General features: G+C 42.2%; 14 protein-coding genes and 1 pseudogene. All 15 read left to right on the top strand.

All coding sequences use genetic code 11. The features are described from left to right. The first annotated feature begins 1 nt into the window (after position 1). The 15 genes and pseudogenes from ACK4HU_RS20325 (at position 2) to ACK4HU_RS20255 (ending at position 13307) form a co-directional block, all read left to right on the top strand. The gene (locus ACK4HU_RS20325) at positions 2-1300 is read left to right on the top strand and encodes a D-alanyl-D-alanine carboxypeptidase (protein WP_409809564.1); all 1299 of its coding nucleotides are present in this window, start codon (positions 2-4) and stop codon (positions 1298-1300) included. Between the two features lie 580 nt (positions 1301-1880). Then, positions 1881-2735, top strand: a complete 855-nt coding sequence (locus tag ACK4HU_RS20320; RefSeq protein WP_409809563.1) for an alpha/beta fold hydrolase — start codon at positions 1881-1883, stop codon at positions 2733-2735. Continuing rightward, a complete protein-coding gene (locus ACK4HU_RS20315; protein ID WP_409809562.1) occupies positions 2732-3244 on the top strand; it encodes an RNA polymerase sigma factor in 513 nt (170 codons plus the stop codon). Before ACK4HU_RS20320 ends, ACK4HU_RS20315 begins: the two co-directional genes overlap by 4 nt. Continuing rightward, a complete protein-coding gene (locus tag ACK4HU_RS20310; RefSeq protein WP_409809561.1) occupies positions 3234-3821 on the top strand; it encodes a hypothetical protein in 588 nt (195 codons plus the stop codon). The genes ACK4HU_RS20315 and ACK4HU_RS20310 overlap by 11 nt, the downstream gene beginning before the upstream one ends. Before the next feature lie 321 nt (positions 3822-4142). Further along, on the top strand, positions 4143-5180 hold the full coding sequence (locus tag ACK4HU_RS20305; RefSeq protein ID WP_409809560.1) for an LD-carboxypeptidase: 1038 nt from the start codon (positions 4143-4145) through the stop codon (positions 5178-5180). Between the two features lie 395 nt (positions 5181-5575). Continuing rightward, the gene (locus ACK4HU_RS20300) at positions 5576-6202 is read left to right on the top strand and encodes an SGNH/GDSL hydrolase family protein (protein ID WP_409809559.1); all 627 of its coding nucleotides are present in this window, start codon (positions 5576-5578) and stop codon (positions 6200-6202) included. A 328-nt stretch (positions 6203-6530) separates the two neighbouring features. Then, positions 6531-7013 carry an META domain-containing protein gene (locus ACK4HU_RS20295; protein WP_409809558.1) on the top strand — a complete coding sequence of 161 codons (483 nt, stop codon included), beginning with the start codon at positions 6531-6533 and terminating at the stop codon, positions 7011-7013. Between the two features lie 139 nt (positions 7014-7152). Further along, positions 7153-7305: pseudogene (locus ACK4HU_RS20290) on the top strand (DUF4377 domain-containing protein); the annotation flags it as partial. Positions 7306-7329: 24 nt separating this feature from the next. Beyond that, on the top strand, positions 7330-7674 hold the full coding sequence (locus ACK4HU_RS20285; protein ID WP_409809557.1) for a hypothetical protein: 345 nt from the start codon (positions 7330-7332) through the stop codon (positions 7672-7674). Between the two features lie 103 nt (positions 7675-7777). Then, a complete protein-coding gene (locus tag ACK4HU_RS20280; RefSeq protein ID WP_409809556.1) occupies positions 7778-8389 on the top strand; it encodes a fumarylacetoacetate hydrolase family protein in 612 nt (203 codons plus the stop codon). Beyond that, on the top strand, positions 8376-10253 hold the full coding sequence (locus tag ACK4HU_RS20275) for a M23 family metallopeptidase (RefSeq protein ID WP_409809555.1): 1878 nt from the start codon (positions 8376-8378) through the stop codon (positions 10251-10253). The genes ACK4HU_RS20280 and ACK4HU_RS20275 overlap by 14 nt, the downstream gene beginning before the upstream one ends. Positions 10254-10280: 27 nt before the next feature. Then, positions 10281-10730, top strand: coding sequence for a thioredoxin-dependent thiol peroxidase (gene bcp / locus ACK4HU_RS20270; RefSeq protein ID WP_409809554.1), 450 nt, complete (start codon positions 10281-10283; stop codon positions 10728-10730). 9 nt (positions 10731-10739) lie between these two features. Next, positions 10740-11591 carry a transketolase gene (locus ACK4HU_RS20265; RefSeq protein ID WP_409809553.1) on the top strand — a complete coding sequence of 284 codons (852 nt, stop codon included), beginning with the start codon at positions 10740-10742 and terminating at the stop codon, positions 11589-11591. Positions 11592-11615: 24 nt separating this feature from the next. After that, positions 11616-12578, top strand: coding sequence for a transketolase family protein (locus tag ACK4HU_RS20260; RefSeq protein ID WP_409809552.1), 963 nt, complete (start codon positions 11616-11618; stop codon positions 12576-12578). 591 nt (positions 12579-13169) lie between these two features. Further along, on the top strand, positions 13170-13307 hold the full coding sequence (locus ACK4HU_RS20255) for a hypothetical protein (RefSeq protein ID WP_409809551.1): 138 nt from the start codon (positions 13170-13172) through the stop codon (positions 13305-13307). The last annotated feature ends 103 nt before the right edge of the window (positions 13308-13410 follow it).

Raw genomic sequence — 13410 nt, 5'->3', positions numbered from 1 at the left:
TATGAGACATCCATACATTTTTGTTCTCCTGCTTGTCACTTTAGGATTCTCCCATTCTTCCTTTTCCCAGCTTTCCAGAGCCCAATTTATCAAACTGGAATCTGCACTTGGAGATCAAAGCTTTTTCAGTGGTCACCTGACCGGTTTTATGCTGTATGACTTGGATTCGCAGCAGGTTTTATTTGAGAAAAATTCGCAAATCCGATTCATTCCTGCCTCGACAACCAAGCTTTGGACACTTTTTGCGAGTATTCTGATTCTGCAGGACAGCACACAAACGCTCAGGTACGTCACTTCGGGCGATACGATTAAGATTTGGGGAAGTGGTGATCCGAGTTGGAAGTACAAAAATTTCAAGCAACCTGATTTCCAAAAATTGCTCGCCCCCTATTCTGTTGTTCAGTTTTCGGATGCCAATCAAGTTTCCCCCGGTTTCGGATATGGCTGGCAATGGGATGATTATTATTACGACTATTCCGCCGAGCGGAGTTCCTTCCCGATTTATGGTAATTTGTTAGAAGTGAGAAAAGTCGGGAATCAGCCGACCGTTTTCCCCTTACTTTTTCAATCTGCTATTCGCATGACTACCAAACCCATCAAAGAATTGGAGCGGGATTTTCACAGCAATACGTTTGCTTATAATCCAGCCACTTTTCTGGGCAGGGAGCGATACATTCCATTCCTCACTTTGCCTGATCTGTTTGTGCAAATGGCGGCAGAAGAAACACGTAAAAGATGGATTTATTCCGAAGAAAGGCTACCGGCAGAACACCGGGTTTTTCGTGGTTCCTCGCTTTATCCTTTGCTGAAGGAGATGATGCTTGAAAGTGACAATTTCATCGCCGAACAAATGCTATTCATGATTTCAGATCGGCTTTTTCAGGAGTTAGACACTGAGCGTGCTATTGAATATGTCCTTAAAACTCATCTCTCAGACCTTCCCGACCAACCTAAATGGGTCGATGGAAGCGGCCTAAGCCGGCATAATTTGTTTACGCCACGCTCTATGATGACACTTTTTGATAAAATCTACCGAATTCTTCCTGAGGATCAACTGTATGAATTGCTGCCTACCGGAGGCAAAACTGGAACCCTTAAAAACAGCTATCAGGCGGCTACTCCCTATATTTTTGCCAAAACCGGTACCATGAGCAACAATCATAGCCTAGTCGGAATGATCAAAGGGAAAAGCGGAAAAATGTATGGCCTTGCTTTTATGAATTCCAATTACCCTTATTCCGCGTCCACTGTCCGAAAAGAAATGGAAAAGGTGCTGGTGATGGTAAGGGATATGTTGTAGGGGGTTTGGAGGTTTGGAAGTTGGATGACCGATGTTAGGGAGGTTGAATGGTTGTCATAGTTGTCATGGTTGTCGGGTTATAAGGGTTGGAGGGGGATAAACTTTGGGCAAATGTCTCCAATCTTTTTTCTTCGGTCTTCGGTCTCCGGTCTTTAATCTTGTGTCTTGCATCTTAATTCGTTGTAATTGTTGTCGTTGTTGTCGGGTTGTAAGAGTTGGAGGGGGATAAACTTTGGGCAAAGTCTCCAATCTTGTGTCTTGCTTCTTGTGTCTTGCTTCTTTGAAGAAGTTGGGAGGGTTTTCATGGTTGTAATTGTTGTCGTTGTTGGAGGGGGATAAACTTTGGGAAAAGTCTCCAATCTTGTGTCTTGCTTCTTGTGTCTTGCTTCTGCCAAAATCCCCCCTACCCCATTTTATTAAGATTCGTTTCCAAAAAAGAATAGGTAATCCAAGGGGAGTTGGTCCCCACTCGGGTCTTCCGTCTTGATACTTGAGTCTTGATACTTATGTCTAATTTTTCTTCAAATTTCTGTAAGGATTTGAACGGACTCTGGTCTAAAGAAGAAAAAAAGCACAAATCATGAAAAAGCTATTCCTTCTTTACTTCGTCCTATTTGGCTGTTTGAGTACTGCATTCACTCAAGGCTTGGCAGTCCAAGTTTCAGGCAAAGGCCCAAAAATCATCCTCATTCCCGGGCTTGCTTCTTCAGGGGAAGTTTGGGATGAGACCGTCGCCGAACTCTCAAAAAACCACGAATGCCATGTTTTGACACTTCCGGGCTTTGGCACCAATCCAAAAATCGTAATGCCTAATGGATTTCTTTCCACCATGGAAAGTTTGATTACTGATTACATCAACACCCAAGCTGAAAAAGTCACGCTGATCGGTCATAGTCTGGGAGGATTTCTTTCCCTAAAGCTGTCCCGGAGCCTTCCTGACAAAATTTCTCGGGCCATTATTGTCGACTCCTTTCCCTTTTACTCCGCTGCCTTTAATCCCGCAGCAACTGAAGAAAACATGGTAGCCATGGCCACACAGATGAAGCAATTGATGATAGCTCAAAGTCCCGAACAATATCGAGCTCAGCAGGAAGCGTCTATGCCGATGATGACAACCAATAAAGAAAAATTGCCAAACGCAGTTAGCTGGTCATTGGAAAGTGATCGAGAGACGACGGGTCAGGCACTTTACGAACTGATGACGGCTGATTTTCGAGACGAGTTGGCAGACGTAACTACTCCAATTTTGGTTCTCGGAGCTTGGCATTCGGGCAAAGCATATGGATTGACTGAAGAAAGCGCCAAAAAAACTTTTGAATCTCAATACCAACTTGCAAATAATGTCCAAATTGAAATGGCGCCAACTGCACACCACTTCATCATGTGGGACAACCCAGAATGGTTTATTGAAAAAGTAAGTGCCTTCATAAAATGAAAAGTCATAAGGAAATTCAATTCGAAGCATTATACCAAAGTCATAAAGACAAGGTGTACCGTCTTTGCCTGGGTTTTGTTAGGGAAAAGGAATTGGCCAATGACCTTTTCCAAGAAATTCTGATCAAGATTTGGCGGTATTTGGACAGCTTCAAAGGTGAAAGCGATATCAGCACCTGGATCTTTCGAATTGCGTACAACACTGCCCTGACTTTTTCCGCAAGGGAAAAGAAAAAGGACGAAAAGCAAACCGAAATGCCTGCAAATCTGGATCTATCCGAACCCGAAAACTTTAACTCAGAACAGGAAATCCGCATCCAAATGCTTTACGAAGCCATCAACGAACTGCCGGAATTGGACCGGGTGATTGCCACACTTCTTTTGGAAAATACCGCTTACAAAGCCATAGCAGAGATCAGCGGGATTTCTGAAAACTATGTCGCAGTCAAAGTCAACCGCATCAAAGCAGCTTTAACCCAAAAACTCAATCCTCAACCTCATGGAAACTAATTTCAACGATATACAACAACTTTGGCAGAGTCAAAAAGCAAGTGATTTTGATCTGAACAATTTGATCGAAGGCCTGAAAAAGACCGAGCAAAAGCAACGACGCGAAAAAATATCCATCGCAATCATCACACCTGCCACACTTATTTTCTTGTTCCTAGTTATGCCCTGGCAAGAAAGTCAAGCGATTTTGCTAAGCCTTCTCGTGATTGCGGTGGCGATGATTTGGGTAGCTTGGTTAAGTTTCAGTTCGGTGGTCAGGCCTAGCGACGACTCTGACAGTTTTTCCAACAGGGAATATTTAAAAATCCAACTTGAAAAACTTCGTCAGCGTTACACAATCGCAGGAAAGCACATGTATTTCTATGCGGTTCTATTAGCAATTGCGCTTAATGTCGCCTATTTCGTTTTGCTTGCTACACTTTCAGGTGGCATAAGAATAGCAATACACCTTGGGTTGACGCTAATGATTTTGGGTTTTATGCATTTCAGTATCAGGAGGCGGATCAGGAAATATGATAAAACACTCAAACCAATGATGGAGCAGTTGGAGAAGCTTTTGTTGGAAGCAAAAAATTAAACGAAACCCTGTCATTTGGCAGGGTTTTTCTTTGAGATTTTTGAACAAAAAGAGAATAGAAAATCTTACTATCCCTTCTCAATCAAAAGAATCTGCGCAAACCTGCCTGGCGGCAGGCAGGTCTGTGTCCTTTTCTGTGTTAAACTTGCCTGACGGCAGTCAGGTCTGTGGGAAAATTTTGGTTGGAGGTTTGGGAGGTTGGGAAGTTTGTAAGGAAAGGGTGCTTGGTAAGTTTCTTTCTCCGGTCTCTGTGTCTTCGGTCTCACATCTTGTGTCTTTCTTCAAAAAAAAGCACTTATTTTCATCCAAAATCCCTCAATCATGAACAAGCGCAATTTCATCAAGTCATTTGGGTTGCTGGCAGTAACCACTCCTTTTCTAGGTTTTGATTCCAAGCAAAGTATGGAGCTGCGAACTCTTTTGCCCAAATCAATCCAAAAAGGTGATACGGTCGGAATCATCAGTCCTTCTGCTGCTACAGCCGATCGGATGGAATTCACCTACGCCAAAGAAGCGATGGGGGCATTGGGTTTTAAAGTGAAACTTGGAGAAAACCTTCAAAATCGATTTGGCCACTTGGCTGGAACCGATGAAGAGCGGGCAAAAGACCTGAATTCCATGTTCGCTGATGACGAGGTGAAGGCCCTCATCTGCATCAGAGGAGGTTCGGGTGCAGCGAGAATTCTCCCACTGATTGATTACAAAAAGATCAAAGCCAATCCGAAACCACTTTTGGGCTATTCGGACATCACGGCTTTGCTTTGTGCGATTTATAGCCAAACCGGTTTGATCACCTTTCACGGTCAAAACGGAACCGGCAGTTGGAACAGTTTTAATGTGAAACAATTCGAAAAGGTCTTTTTTGAGAAGGAGTTGGTTACGTTTCAAAACGAGCAAACTAAAGGGGATGACCTAGTGATCAAAGGAAATCGGATTCAAACGCTAAGAGGTGGAATCGTGGAAGGGAAAATTTTAGGAGGAAATTTGACCGTACTTTCAGCTTTATCCGGAACCCCATATTATCCTGATTTCAAGGATTCTATTTTATTTATCGAAGACATTGGAGAAGATCCTTATCGCATTGATCGGATGATGAGTACGCTTCAATTGAATGGTACTTTGGCGAAAATCAAAGGCTTTATTTTCGGTCAATGTTCGGGTTGCACTCCGGGTGGCGGCTATGGTGCGTTTACAGTAGATCAGATCATGGATCATTATATTCTTCCCCTTAAAATTCCTGCTTATACCGGGGCTATGATCGGGCATATTCCGAAACAATTCATCATTCCCGTAGGGGCAAAAGTTAAAATGGATGCTGATGCCGGAACATTTTCGATTTTGGAGCAAGTCTTTTCTTGATTAGTTATAATTATTTACCTCTTCTTTGCAAGTAGATCAAAATGGCCTCGACTTCGCTCGGCCACCGGACTTCAGGTGTTTTAAGGGAGGGGTGGAATAAGCTGCTGCGCCGCATATTCCACCCCTCCCTTAAAACAAAAACTAACGGACACCGAGCAGCTTGCCCGCCGTGGTGGGAAGTCGAGGTGAAACTTAAGAAAATTTGGTTTCTTGCAGAATTGCGGATATACATAGTAGTTAGTCTCGCTTTCAGTCAATTCAACCAATTGCGCAGACACTGTTTGCGAAATCAGATATACCTTACACGCAATTTCTAATTCATTATGCGATTAATATTTTACTTCTTCTTATCGTTCAGTTTAATTAGCTGCAAGTCCACTGATATTTCAGACACTATGCCCAAAATACCACAATTAACCTACCTCGCACTTGGCGACAGCTACACTATTGGAGAAGGAGTTCCGGAAAAAGACCGCTATCCTGTGCAATTGGTCAATGAACTTAACAAAGCAGGAAAGTTAAATTTCTCCGCACCCCAGATCATTGCAAAAACAGGTTGGACAGTAGATGAATTGGATGCAGGAATAAACGCTGCAAGCACAAAAAGAGAAGGGTATGATCTCGTCACCTTACTTATCGGAGTCAATAATCAATACCGTGGCAGACCTGTTGAAGATTTTGAAAGGGATTTTGAGTTGATGCTGAACCGAGCAATTATTTTTGCAAGGGGAACCACAGATCATGTCGTGGTTCTCTCGATTCCTGACTGGGGTGTGACACCTTTTGCAGTCAATAGAAAGTCTGATCAAGCAAAAGTAGCGAGAGAAATTGACGCCTATAACTCAGCCAAAAAAGCCATCTGCAAAATATACGGAATCACTTTTATTGATATTACGGAAGACTATCGCAACATCGGTGCTAGGCCTGAAATGTTGGTGGAAGATCAACTTCACTCGTCTGGTTTAATGTATCAAAGATGGACTGAGAAACTTCTCAAAGAAGTTAAAAAAATCAAGTTTTAAGCTTGATTTAAGATTCATGCTTATAGTTCACTTTGCAAAATCTGAGAATAAAAATTTTAGATTTTGCGATTTTGATTGACTTGCTTTCAGAGATAGAATTTAAGTTTGGTTAGAGCTAAAATTTATCTTTCTCATGAAGCGGAGCCTCTGGACATTACTTCCTGTTATTTTTTTCCTCTATTCCTGTTCGGAAAATTAAGAGCCACAAGGCATTGAAGAAACTTTTTGGGTATATAGCTATACTGTTCCATGCGAATCAACATCAAACAAACCTTCCTCATGCTTAGGAATTAGCCACGCGGCTGAGTTTGATTATAATTGGTTGTCATTGGAAAGAATCCCGTTAGAAATTGAGGGCTTTACTTTTAAACCAACATTCATCCAAAAGATCTTGGTTAGAAAAATCGAAAACACGACTACTGGAGAGATTAGGAGAAAATTAATCAGAGTTTTAGCTGAAGAAAAGGACTACTATGAGCTAATCGAAGGAGGCTGGAAAGTTAAAAAATACATGGGTGAAGACCTTCCAAACGAAAACTTCCCGAAAGGTCAATCAGTTGGAATATTGCCCGGAATCAGAATGGCAGGATCTTCTGATGGTTGTAATCACATAACACTTGAAATTCAAAAAGTAGGTCCAGATAAAATCCTATCATTCGGAACTACTATTTCAACACAAATAGCGTGTCCTAATGTATTGCTGATTCCAGCCTTTCCAGGAATTACTCGGAATTTCAAAAGAGAAGGGAATGTCCTAACGTTTTACAGCGAAAACGAGGGAGAAGTTGCGGTTTGGGAAAAATTGAATTGATATGAAAAGCCGTTATTTGTTATTAGTTATCGTTGTTCTTTTCTTTTCCTGTTCGGAAAATGAGGAGAAAACCATTTGGGTTTACCCTTACCGATAAGATAAAAGCCTCCCTCCCTATGCAGAGCCTGGTCTTTCACTACTGATCCAAGAGTCAGAAGAGCTGAATTATTCTAATTGGAATTTAAAAAGTGAAAACTTCGAAATCAAAGGCTTCAAATTTGAGGAAGGATATATTTACAGACTCAAAGTCAAGGTCGAAGAAAATACTCCTCCTGAAAAATATAAACTCAAATCCATCCTAGAGAAGAGAAAAGATTTGGTTTGGAGAATTGAGGGCAACTGGCAAAATGTTCCAATTCCCGGGATAGCTTACTTTCCAATTCATATTCGAATAATCAAACTGAACCGATCACTTTATGTCTCTGGGGGATGTGCTTACGGTGAAACAGGTCTTGGTGAAGTGGGAGAAAGAAAAATTCAACTGGCAGCAGGCTACGGCCGATTGGACATTAGCAAAATTTGCCTTGCCCAAAACCCCTCTTCTCAAGCAGATTTTGGATTTGTAGGTAATACGGTCGAATATGAAATCACTGCTGATGGATTCTTGGATTTTTTTGATGCTTCAGGTAATCTCCTTATTCGATTCAAACCTTCCGAATAAAAGTTCCCAGTTTCCCTTTGTTCAACCCTGTTTTTGACACAGATATCCTTATTTTCACGGTTTCGAAGCCAAAGTGCTTTGGCAAAACCCCGAGAAAAATTCCATGAAAATCATCTGCATTGGTCGCAATTATGCGGCTCATATTGAAGAACTTAAAAATGAAAAATCCGGAAAACCAGTCGTTTTTCTCAAGCCTGACACCGCATTATTAAAAGGCGGCGCTCCGTTTTTCTACCCCGATTTTTCAGAAAATATTCATCATGAAGTTGAGCTAGTGCTTAAGATTTCCAAAGAAGGAAAATATATCCAACCTCAGTTTGCACATCGGTATTTTGAAGAGATTGGGCTGGGGATTGATTTTACAGCAAGGGATTTGCAGGATCAATGTAAGGCCAAAGGTCTCCCGTGGGAAATCGCAAAAGCATTTAATGGTTCAGCACCAATTGGTGACTTTAAACCTGTTAGTGATTTTGCAGATCTAAAGGACATCGACTTCCATCTGGAAATCAATGGAGAACTCCGACAAAAGGGAAATACAAGTTTGATGCTTTTCGATTTTGCTACAATAATCTCCTACGTTTCCCAGTTCTTCACGTTGAAGAAAGGCGACCTCATCTACACCGGTACACCCGCCGGAGTTGGGCCCGTCAAAGTTGGGGATCACCTGACTGGTTTTATTGGAACAGAAAAAATGCTTGATTTTGAAGTTAAATAACCTACGCTCTTTTACCCTATTTCTTGTCTTTTTGACAGTATCTGGACTATCAGCCCAACAAATCGAAAAAGGAATTTTCCGATCTCCAGTCAAACCCGGAGCAAGAAATTACCTGTCTGGGAATTTTTCTGAATTAAGACCCAACCATTTCCATACAGGATTGGATTACAAATTTGGTGGGACTGAAGGTGAACCGATCTATGCTGCAGCGGATGGCTGGATTCATCGCATTAAGGTTTCCTCATTTGGCTATGGAAATGTCATCTACCTCAAGCATCCAACAGGACACATTACACTCTATGGTCACTTGCGCAATTTCAATCCCAAGCTGACCGAGTGGATGCGGCAGAAAATGTATGAAGCTAAAGCCAATGAACTGGAAATATTTCCGGGTATTGGGGAACTGCCTGTCAAAAGAGGGGAGCTAATTGCCAATGGAGGAAATACCGGAAGCTCGGGCGGTCCGCACCTTCACTTTGAAATTCGAGACAGTTTGGATCGGGCAATGGATCCGCTTTTGGCAGGTTTTACAGAAATCCTGGATAACATCCCTCCCACTCCTCAGAAAATTGCGATCGTCCCACTGGAAATTGACAGCCGAGTGAATGGAAAATTTCAACGTATCGAACTTACTCCCGTCCTCAGTGGTGCTAGCTACCGAATTCCTGAAACAATCCGAGTGACTGGCAGAGTCGGGCTGGAAATTCAAGCATACGACAAACTTGACGGAGCAGAAAACCAAAATGGCTTTCCGAAATTCGAAGTTTCTGACGATTCCGGATTACTCTATGCGATGAATATTGATCGAGTGGACTTCAATTACACCCGTCATTTTCTACTGCATACACATCAGAATCGCTTCACTCGCCTTTACCATCAGCCCAATTTGAAGTTTGATTTTTTCACTCCAAACACTCCAGGAACCGGATATTTTGAAATACCAAGTGGAGAAAAGAGAGCAGTCACTATAAAACTTCTGGATGCCTATAATAATCCACGTTTAGTCAATTTGACCCTGACAGGGACAGACTTAGACTCTACTGTTTCGGATGGTGCCGCACCGGCTAAAGCTCAAACTAGCTATACCAAACATCACATGAAGATCAAAGTCGCACAGACGACCAAGGGAGGATTAGCGAAATTTTTTATTGGTAATACGGTCTATGAAATTCTTCCAGCTTACCAGGACTCACAGACTCGAACCTACCTCTGGGGTTTAAGATTTGGCATCCCTTCAAAAATTGACCTCTGTTCAGAAATATTGATTCCCGACTTGGTTGGACACTTCCCGTTGGGAAAGGAATATATGCTGGCGACAAATGGATTTAAAATTCGAACAGAGGAAAACAGTCTTTTGGAGGATCTTTACCTGAGAGCAGGTATTACTGGTTCGGCATCTGCTCCAGTCTTGCGACTTCATGAAACCTCTGAATACCTTTGGAATCCTATCGAGGTTACATGGGATGTAAGTGGCTATTCCGGTGACAAAAGCCGTACTCATGTGTATCTCCGTTCACCAAATGGTTCAAGATCTTTTGCCGGAGGCGAATGGGAAGGTGGACAAATCCGCTTCAAAACCAGAAATTTTGGTAGTTTTGTTTTGGGCGTTGATGATGTCAAACCAACAATTACCCCAATAAGCGTCAATGGTCAAGAAATGAGATTTACGATCAAGGATAATCTTTCCGGAATCAAAAGCTTCGAGGCTTTTGTAGATGGAAAATGGGTTTTGATGCGCTACGAGCACAAGCAAGCCGTGATTTGGTCCGAGACTTTGGATAAACAACCGCTCCGAGGAGCTGTTTTACTCAAGGTGACCGACATGGCCGGCAACGTTGCTGAGTGGAAAGGCACCATTTCTTAATCTTTGTTCCATTCAAAAAAAAACATTATGTCATTAGAAGTTGGCCAAAAGGCTCCAGAATTCGAAGCAAAAATTGAAACAGGAGAAACTATCAAACTCTCCGATTACAAAGGAAAAAAAGTCGTGCTTTACTTTTATCCAAAAGATGCAACTCCCGGCTGTACTGCTCAGGCATGCAACCTTCGAGACAATTACGACACACTCCTGAAAGCAGGTTATGTAGTCTTAGGCATCAGCTCCGATGCTGAAAAATCCCATCAAAAATTCATTGAAAAGCAAGCACTCCCCTTTTCTCTCATCGCAGATATTGATCTGAAAGTGCACGAGGCGTATGGTACCTGGGTAGAAAAATCCATGTATGGCCGTAAATACATGGGCACTGCCAGAACAACTTTTGTGATTGATGAGCAGGGGAAAATTGCTGAAATTATTTCAAAGGTTGACACCAAAAATCATACTGCTCAAATCCTAAAATAAACCTCCGTAATGGAAAAACAATCAATCGAACAACTCCAAAAAATCGCTACTCAGCTCAGAAGAGACGTGTTACGAATGGTTCACGCTGTTCAGTCCGGTCACCCGGGTGCACCACTTGGATGCGCTGAATTTTTCGTCGCACTGTATTTCGATCAGCTGCATCACAATCCTGATTTCAAGATGGATGGAAAAGGTGAAGATCTTTTCTTCCTTTCTAATGGACACTTATCCGCTGGTTGGTATTCAGTGCTTGCTCGTAGCGGATATTTCCCGGTTTCTGAACTGAAAACGTTCAGAAAATTGAACTCCAGACTTCAGGGTCACCCTGCTACACACGAGCATTTGCCGGGTATCCGCGTTGCTTCGGGATCTTTGGGTCAGGGACTTTCTGTGGCATTGGGCGTCGCTCAGGCTAAGAAGATCGACAAAGATGACAAGCTTGTCTATGTGATGATGGGTGACGGAGAATTGCAGGAAGGACAGATTTGGGAAGCAGCAATGTATGCTACGCATCACAAAGTTGACAATTTGATTGCTACGGTGGATTTCAATGGTCAACAGATCGATGGTCCTACGAAAAAGATCATGGACCTTTTTGATCTGAAAGCTAAATGGGAAGCATTTGGCTGGGAAGTGAATGAAATTAGAAAAGGCAATGACATGAAATCCGTCATTGAAGGATTGGAAAAAGCTAAGTCTATGACAGGTAAAGGCAAACCAGTGGTGAACTTGCTCGGTACAGAAATGGGCTTTGGAGTCGATTTCATGGTTGGTACACACAAATGGCACGGTTCCCCTCCGAACGACGAGCAATTGGCAAATGCATTAGGCCAATTGGAAGAAACTCTCGGCGATTATTAATTTTTCCCTCCAACAGACTAGATCATGAGCTTAGACTTAAAATTTACTTATACAGAAAAAAAAGATACCCGATCAGGATTCGGAGATGGGTTCCTGGAAGCAGGAAGAAGAAATCCTAATGTAGTTGGCCTTTGTGCTGACTTGATCGGATCACTGAAAATGGGCGATTTCCAAAAAGAATTCCCAGAAAGATTTTTCCAAACAGGAATTGCAGAAGCCAATATGATTGGCATTTCTGCTGGTTTAACCATTGGTGGAAAAATCCCTTTCGCTGGAACATTCGCAAACTTTGCCACCGGCAGAGTATATGACCAAATCCGTCAATCCGTAGCCTATTCCAATAAAAATGTGAAAATCTGTGCATCTCACGCAGGTTTGACTTTGGGAGAAGATGGTGCGACACACCAGATTTTGGAGGATTTGGGCATGATGAAGATGCTCCCTCACATGACGGTGATCAACCCATGTGACTACAACCAAACGAAAGCTGCGACTTTGGCTATTGCCGACTATGAAGGACCGGTTTACTTAAGATTTGGACGTCCAAGCTGGCCAATCTTCACTCCTGTTGATCAGAAGTTTGAAATTGGAAAAGCCTGGAAGATGATCGACGGCAAGGACGTGACGATCTTTGCAACCGGCCATTTGGTTTGGGAAGCGGTAGTAGCGGAAGCGATGCTGAGAGAAGAAGGAATTCATGCCGAAGTGATCAATATCCATACGATCAAGCCTTTGGATGAAGAAGCGATCTTGGAATCAGTGATAAAGACAGGTTGTGCCGTATCTGCCGAAGAGCATCAGATTAATGGTGGTTTGGGCGACAGCATTGCGCAGACTTTGATCCGAAACAATCCAGCTCCTTTAGAATATGTAGGCGTAAATGACAGCTTCGGCGAGTCAGGCACTCCCACTCAATTGCTTGAAAAATATGGCTTGAATGCTGAGAATATTGTGAAAGCTGCAAAAAGAGCTTTGGCGAGGAAGTGATAACCTTTGAGGTTTTTAAGAACCTCGAAGGTTTTTTTGTTTTAAACCGCAAAGGACGCTAAGAAACGCAAAGTTTTCTGAGAGATTATTATTCGAATTGGCATTTTCAGAAAGAACCTCATTCTCGATTGACATTGGAGACCTTTTTTGAGGCCACAGAGAATGCGCTTCGCTTGATTAAACTTGAGAAATTCCACTAAATTAACCTTTGAGGTTTTCAAGAACCTCGAAAGTTTTTTTGTTTTTAAACCACGAAGGACACGAAATACCGCAAAGGTTATATAGACATTACCATAGGCTCTTACATAAAAATTTTACCACTGAGCTCACTGAGAGACAGATTTCGAGGAGTCAATGAATGAAAAGAACTTCAGTCTTTCAAAGCACTTGAAGCCTTTTTTGAGATCACAAAGTATGCGCTTCGCTTGATTGACTTTGGGAATTCCACCGTTATGCTGCTTCTCCTGAAGCAGCATTATTGCATTGTAAGTGCAGCTTCTGGAGAAGCAGCACAACCCAGATTTTGAAAAATTAGAAGCCTTTGGAGTTTAAAAACTCTGAAGGTTTTTTTTATTTACCGCAAAAAGCACCATGAACGCAAAGGTTTTCGAAAAGGAAAAGTTTTTTAAGGAATCGATGGGTAAAGAACTTCATTCATTCAGTGCACTGGCAGCCTTTTTTGAGGTCACAGAGTATGCGCTTCGCTTAAATAACTATGAGATTCTATAATCACGTAGACAAAAAAATCTGTGTATATCTGGTGCGCCACGAGGCGTGTGTGTTATAAATTAACTTAAAAACCTAGGAAGATGAAAGTTCTTTCCAGCCAAAT

Source organism: Algoriphagus sp. (assembly GCF_046296635.1).
Lineage (GTDB): Bacteria > Bacteroidota > Bacteroidia > Cytophagales > Cyclobacteriaceae > Algoriphagus.
Note: the sequence above shows the minus strand (reverse complement) of the source record. Positions and strands in the feature narration are given on the sequence as shown.